At 61.1% G+C, this 6000-nt stretch carries 4 protein-coding genes and 1 pseudogene; 3 read left to right on the forward strand and 2 right to left on the reverse strand.

Features of this window, described 5'->3' with window-relative positions; all coding sequences use genetic code 11:
* The first annotated feature begins 21 nt into the window (after nucleotides 1-21).
* Nucleotides 22-1623 (forward strand): substrate-binding and VWA domain-containing protein, encoded by a 1602-nt coding sequence (locus RhoBH5_RS29925; protein WP_118603639.1) that lies wholly within the window; start codon nucleotides 22-24, stop codon nucleotides 1621-1623.
* On the opposite strand, the gene RhoBH5_RS29930 is transcribed toward RhoBH5_RS29925, so the two are convergent.
* A complete protein-coding gene (locus tag RhoBH5_RS29930) occupies nucleotides 1620-2840 on the reverse strand; it encodes an HNH endonuclease (RefSeq protein WP_231915225.1) in 1221 nt (406 codons plus the stop codon). The two genes, RhoBH5_RS29925 and RhoBH5_RS29930, sit on opposite strands and share 4 nt — an antisense overlap.
* Before the next feature lie 211 nt (nucleotides 2841-3051).
* Between RhoBH5_RS29930 and RhoBH5_RS29935 the strand changes: the two genes are divergently transcribed.
* Both RhoBH5_RS29935 and RhoBH5_RS29940 read left to right on the forward strand, forming a co-directional pair.
* On the forward strand, nucleotides 3052-4041 hold the full coding sequence (locus RhoBH5_RS29935; protein WP_058038516.1) for an ABC transporter ATP-binding protein: 990 nt from the start codon (nucleotides 3052-3054) through the stop codon (nucleotides 4039-4041).
* The gene (locus RhoBH5_RS29940) at nucleotides 4041-4799 is read left to right on the forward strand and encodes an ABC transporter permease (protein WP_065455456.1); all 759 of its coding nucleotides are present in this window, start codon (nucleotides 4041-4043) and stop codon (nucleotides 4797-4799) included. Before RhoBH5_RS29935 ends, RhoBH5_RS29940 begins: the two co-directional genes overlap by 1 nt.
* A gap of 9 nt (nucleotides 4800-4808) precedes the next feature.
* Here RhoBH5_RS29940 and RhoBH5_RS29945 read toward each other — a convergent pair.
* Nucleotides 4809-5891: pseudogene (locus tag RhoBH5_RS29945) on the reverse strand (amino acid permease); the annotation flags it as partial.
* Nucleotides 5892-6000: the final 109 nt, after the last annotated feature.

A 6000-nucleotide genomic window follows, 5' to 3' on the forward strand; every position in this document is an offset into this window, starting at 1 on the left:
GGCCTCGGAAGGGCAGATTTCATGGCGGGCGGACGGCATTCGAGTCCTGACAGCGGGCGGTCGATCGGGTTCTACGCAGTGGGGGGGTTGGTTGCCGTCGCGGTAATCGCCACCGGGGTGGTGGTCTTCAAGGCAACACAGTCCGATTCCTGCGAGAGCGTCGACGAGTACTCGCTGGCAGCGGATCCTGCGATCGCGCCGGCAGTCACGGAGATCCTCGCAGAATCGTCGCCGGAGCAGACAGGCTGTTCGCGGATCACGGTTACCTCTGCGCTGCCCGGGGACGTTGCGGGAACCCTGGGTAAGGGCGTGGACGCGCCGGACATGTGGATACCGGATTCGACAGCGTGGGTCGGCAAAGCTGCATTGACGGCCAAGGGGCCGGTCGCTGCCGCGGGAGGTTCGATCGCCACCTCGCCTGTCGTTCTCGCCTCCGGCGGTGGCGAACAGTTTGCCAGTTGGCTCACGGCGCTTCAGGTTCCCGACCTGGCGTTGGGCAATCCGTTGTTCACAGGGGTTGCGTCGGCGCCCATTCTCGGAGCTCTCGCGGAGACCGGGGCCACCTCCGAATCCGTTCGAGCGGCACTCGTACCCCATGCGCAAGCGGAGAGTGTTCGTACCGAAGATCAGCCGGTAGGACAGAAGATGCTCACCGAATTGGTCAGCTCCGGAAAGGTCGGTGTTTCGACCGAGCAACAGGTCGTCGAGTTCACGAAGGCTGAGTCGAAGATTTCCGCGACAGTACCGGCGACGGGAACCATGATCATGGATTACCCCCTGGTGGTCAGTGCTTCGGCACCGGACCGGCACTACGCCGCAGCCAAGAAGAGTGACGCCATCGCCGAGCTGTTGCACAGTGAATCTGCTCAGGAAGTGCTGACGCGCAGCGGGTTCCGTACTTCCGGCGGTGGAGCCGTCGAAGGTGGAGTCGGTGACGTCACGGCACTGACCGTGTCCGAACAGTCGGTGGCCGATCAGACACTGGGCGCTTGGGCTCTGATGGCCAAGCCGATCCGGACACTCGTTGCGATCGACGTGTCTGCGTCGATGGACTACCCGGCGGCAGGCGGCAAGACGCGCATGCAGTTGACCACTGCTGCTGCTCTGGCCGGCAATCAGGTCTTCCCAGACAGCGTCGCTGCCGGTCTCTGGGCGTTTTCCCAAGGTATGAACGGAACCCAGGACTTCCAGGAATTGGTGCCGATCAGGCGCTACGACACGATCGTCGACGGTGTGACTCAACGAAAGTTGATGGCAGATCAGGCGAACCGGCTCACCGAACTCAAACGTGGCGCCACAGGTTTGTACGACACGACTCTGGCCGCATTCCGTAAGGTTCAGGAATCGTACGATCCGCGAGCGGTCAACAGCGTCATCATCTTGACCGACGGCGCAAACGAAGATCCTGACAGCATCAGCCGTGAACAGTTACTCGATGTTCTTGCACGCGAGCAGGATCCGGCGCGTCCGGTCATCATCGTCACCATCGGCATCACCGATGACGCAGATGCGGCGGCGCTCGCCGATATCTCCCGCGTGACGGGCGGTTCGACGTACATCGCTCGTGACCCCTCGGAGATTTCCGAGGTGTTCGTGAACGCATTGGCTCACCGAGGAACTTAGGCCGCATCCGGACTGGTCCAGGGTGCCGGAAGTGGCGGAGCCTCAGACGAATACCGGTGCCCGGTAGGTGTCGTCGTGGTGAAGGTGTGCCGGTTACCTGGTACAGGTTCGGCAGTCCAGTCCGAGCCCTGTTTCGCGTAATTGCATGCCGCACACAACCCGGCACCGTTGGCTGCGCTGGTGAGTCCACCCCTCGAGTGATCGCGAATGTGGTCGCGGTGGCGAACCGGCGCGTCGCACCACGGAGTACGGCAGCTTCGATCACGGAGTTCGATCAATCGCGCCAACCCCTTCGGGAAGGTTCTCGCCGTGGATTCCATTGCGGTCAGCGCGCCCGTATCGGGGCGTGCGTAGAGCTTTCGGACCGTTGCCACCGTTTCGGAGTCTTCGCTGGCCTTGGTGATCCATTCGCGTGCAATAGCGGCTGGTACAGGTCCGTACCCGTGGACGTACGCCGGGGCGGAATTGTCGCCCAACAATGACTGGTCGGAGACAACCAGATTCACGGTGACGGGTGTCGGTGTGGCGCGGCCGATTCCGGTAACCCGCTCGACCAGGAGATCAGCCATGATTTGCGCTCGGGTGCGCTTGTCCCCGCCGGCAAGTACGGAATCTGCGTCGCGCCTGAGCGTGGCGTGCACGGCGATACCTTCGGCCGCGGGAAGAAACACATTGAGCCAGCACATCGTGTCGGGCGCAGGCCGTGACGTCACTCGTCTGTCTCCCACGGCTTTGCGTGCTCGTCTGGCAACACTGTCGGAGTCTATTTCGGCAGCGCGTGCGCGGATTCTTTGTGTCAGTTGATGGTTGCCGCATCCGTCCAAGATTGCAGCGTCGCAGCAGAACTCGCGATCCAACGTAGCGCGATCCTGGGCGGTGAGACATGAAGTCTCGCGCATGAGGATCGTCGCCTGATGCTCACTGATGGAGCCGTCGACGAGTAGTCGAAGTGTGTGCGGCATCTCGTCGTTCAGTGCGCGGGCCAGGTTCAGATGCTGAGTTCCGAACCAAGCCGACTCTCGCCGTGCGAGGGCAATCTGCGCGTTGATTCCACGGCCTTGGTATGCGCGCGGCACTCCCCGTTCGCTGCGGTCGTTGCGGGTGAACGCGTCGAGATCGGCAGCCAGCAATGCCTGGGCACCAGCGCAACTGGCCTTCAACTCTTCCAAAGCGCGCAGAAGATCCACGCGTGCTGCGTTGTCGATGGATCGATCCATGCTGACGAGTGATGCTCGGAATTGTCCGATGGTCTCTTCGGATATCGCCTGTTTGGATATGGCCTGTTCAGATACTTACGTCGTCACTTTTACCCCCCGGTAGTGTCGAACATACATTCGATACTAGCCTCGACAGCGAACGGACGCAACGCCTTTCTCCGTTGGCGTCTGAAAGTTCCGACAGTTCGGTTTTCATGGTTGACTGGTCCTCATGATCGAGCTGAGGGGATTGACCAAGGTTTACGGACCGACGAAAGCGGTGGACGATTTGTCGTTCACGGTCAAGCCGGGCATCGTGACGGGCTTCCTGGGCCCGAACGGTGCTGGTAAGTCGACGACGATGCGGATGATCCTGGGTTTGGATCAGCCGACGTCGGGTGCGGCGTTGATCGAGGGCAAGCCGTACCGGGAGCTCAAGACGCCGTTGCGGACGGTGGGTGCGTTGTTGGATGCGAAGTGGGTGCACCCCAATCGCAGTGCGCGTGCGCATCTGCAGTGGATGGCTGCTTCGAACGGGATCCCGAAGTCCCGCGTGGACGAGGTGCTCGGGTTGGTCGGGTTGTCCGAGGTGGCGGGTAAGAAGGCCGGCGGGTTCTCGTTGGGTATGTCGCAGCGTCTAGGGTTGGCGGGTGCGTTGTTGGGGGATCCGAAGGTGTTGTTGTTCGACGAGCCGGTCAACGGTCTCGATCCGGAGGGCATCGTCTGGATTCGTAAGTTCATGCAGCGGTTGGCGGCCGAGGGCCGCACGGTGTTGGTGTCGAGTCACCTTCTGTCGGAGATGGCGCTCACGGCGGAGCAGTTGGTGGTGATCGGTCGGGGTCGGTTGATTTCGGATTCGACGGTTGCGGAGTTCGTGGATCGTTCGTCGGAGTCGACGGTGCGGGTGCGTAGTCCTCAGCTCGATGCGTTGCGCAGTGTGTTGCTCTCGCAGGGGTTGACGGTGCGTGAGGACGGTTCCGGTGTTGCCCCGGCTTTGGTGGTGGTGGATTCGACCACCGATGTGATCGGTGGTTTGGCTGGTTCGCAGGGGATCGTGTTGTACGAGTTGGCTTCTCAGCAGGGGTCGCTCGAGGATGCGTTCATGAAGTTGACCGGGGACGATGTCCAGTACCACGCATCCGGTATCGATCCGGGTGTCGGTGCACACCACGCAAATACACAGCAGGCAAACACGCAGCAGGCTATGGGAGGTGCACTGTAATGGCTGTTCTCAGTGCTGAACGTATCAAGATCACCACGACCAAGTCGCCGCTGTGGTGCACGATCATCATCATCGTGCTCGGGTTGGGACTCGCTACCGTTTTCGGACTGAGCGCCAAGTCGTCGCTCAGCAGCCCCAACGGTGCAATGATGCCGACAGTTTCGGGGGCACTCAGTGGAGTGACCGGCTTCGGTGTGTTGGTTCTGATGATCATGGCGGCTCTCGCGATCACCAGCGAATATCGTTTCGGGACCATCCGCACCACCTTCCAGGCAGTTCCGAACCGCGCCTCGGTGCTCGTCGCCAAAGCGGGCCTCATCGGTGGGTTCGGAGCGGTGCTGACTCTCGTGTTGTCGTTCGGCGCCTTCGCCCTCACGAAGGCCACGGCAGGTGACGCCGGAAGATTCTTGACTCTGTCCGGCGACGAGAACTGGCGGGTCGTCTACGGAACACCGATCTACGCGTTCTTCTGCGTAGTTCTAGCAGTCGGAGTGGGCGCGTTGCTCCGGCAGTCTGCAGGTGCGATCGCATTATTGCTGTTGTGGCCCTTGCTGATCGAGAATCTTTTCAACCTGTTCGGAAGTATCGGCGAGAAGATCATGCCGTTCCTGCCGTTCATGAACGCCAACAACTTTCTCGGTTCCAGCGGTGGCGTCGATTTCCACTGGGGACCCTGGGGCAGCCTGATCTACTTCGCCCTCTTCGTGCTCGTCGTATTCGGTCTCAGCATCGTCGTCGTGAACAGGCGGGATGCATAGGCACACGGATCAGACGGGCTGATTCTGCTTACGCCAACGGGCGTTCAGGAAACCCAATGCCGCGATCACGAGGAACAACACGGTGGTCGAGATCAACTGTGCACGGGCATCGGCGTCGAAGAGCATGAGGACGACGAAGACGCCAAGCATCGCGAGTGTCGCGTAGCTCAGATACGGGAACAGCCACATCCGAACCGTCAGCTTGCCCGACGCTTCGAGTTGTTTTCGCAGTCGCAGATGCGAGACGACGATGAAGATCCAGATGACCAGCAGCGCAGCGCCGACTGCGTTGAGCAGGATGCCGAGCAGGTCGTCGGGGAGCAGCCAGTTGAGCAGGACGCTGACGAAGCCGAAGAACACCGACAGCAGAACGGCATTGGTCGGAACTCCGGTGCTCGACAGTTTCGCCATGAAGGCGGGTCCGTCGCCGCGGCGCGAAAGTGAGAACGCCATGCGAGAGGTGCCGTAGATGTTGGCGTTGAAGGCGGAAAGCAACGCCACCACTACGACGAGTTCCATGAACCCGGCAACGCCTGGAATGTTCGCCTTGTTCAGGACGGCCACAAACGGGCCGCTCTCGAGTTCGGGGTCGTTCCAGGGCAGCACCAGAACCATGATCGAGATGGCGCCGATGTAGAAGACGCTGATGCGCCACACGACGCTCCGGACAGCGACGGCGATGGAGCGTTCCGGATTCTCGGATTCGGCTGCGGCGATGGTGACGATCTCGATCCCACCGAAGGCGAATGCCACGACGAGAAGTCCTGCGGCAATGCCGGACAGCCCGTTGGGCATGAAGCCGCCCTGGCCGAACAGATTGCTCGTACCGACCGGGTCGGTATCGGGCAGGAGGCCGAACACCAGCAGGACACCGATGATCAGGAAGCCGATGATGACGGTGACTTTGATTGCGGCGAACCAGAACTCGAACTCACCGAAGTTGCTGACTTTCGCCAGGTTCACCACGGCGAAGAACACCACGAAAACCAGGGCGACAACCCATTGCGGGATCGACGGCACCCAGTCGTTCACGATCGCCGAAGCCCCGGTGATCTCGGCGCCCAGCACCATGATCAGCATGAACCAGTACAACAGTCACTGTACATGACGTACTGTTGGCGCCATGCGAGCTTTCATCTACTGCCGAATTTCCGCCGACCGTGAAGGTGCTGGTCTCGGTGTTGAGCGGCAACGAAAAGAC

It is taken from the genome of Rhodococcus sp. BH5 (genome assembly GCF_027583855.1).
GTDB lineage: Bacteria > Actinomycetota > Actinomycetes > Mycobacteriales > Mycobacteriaceae > Rhodococcus_F > Rhodococcus_F qingshengii.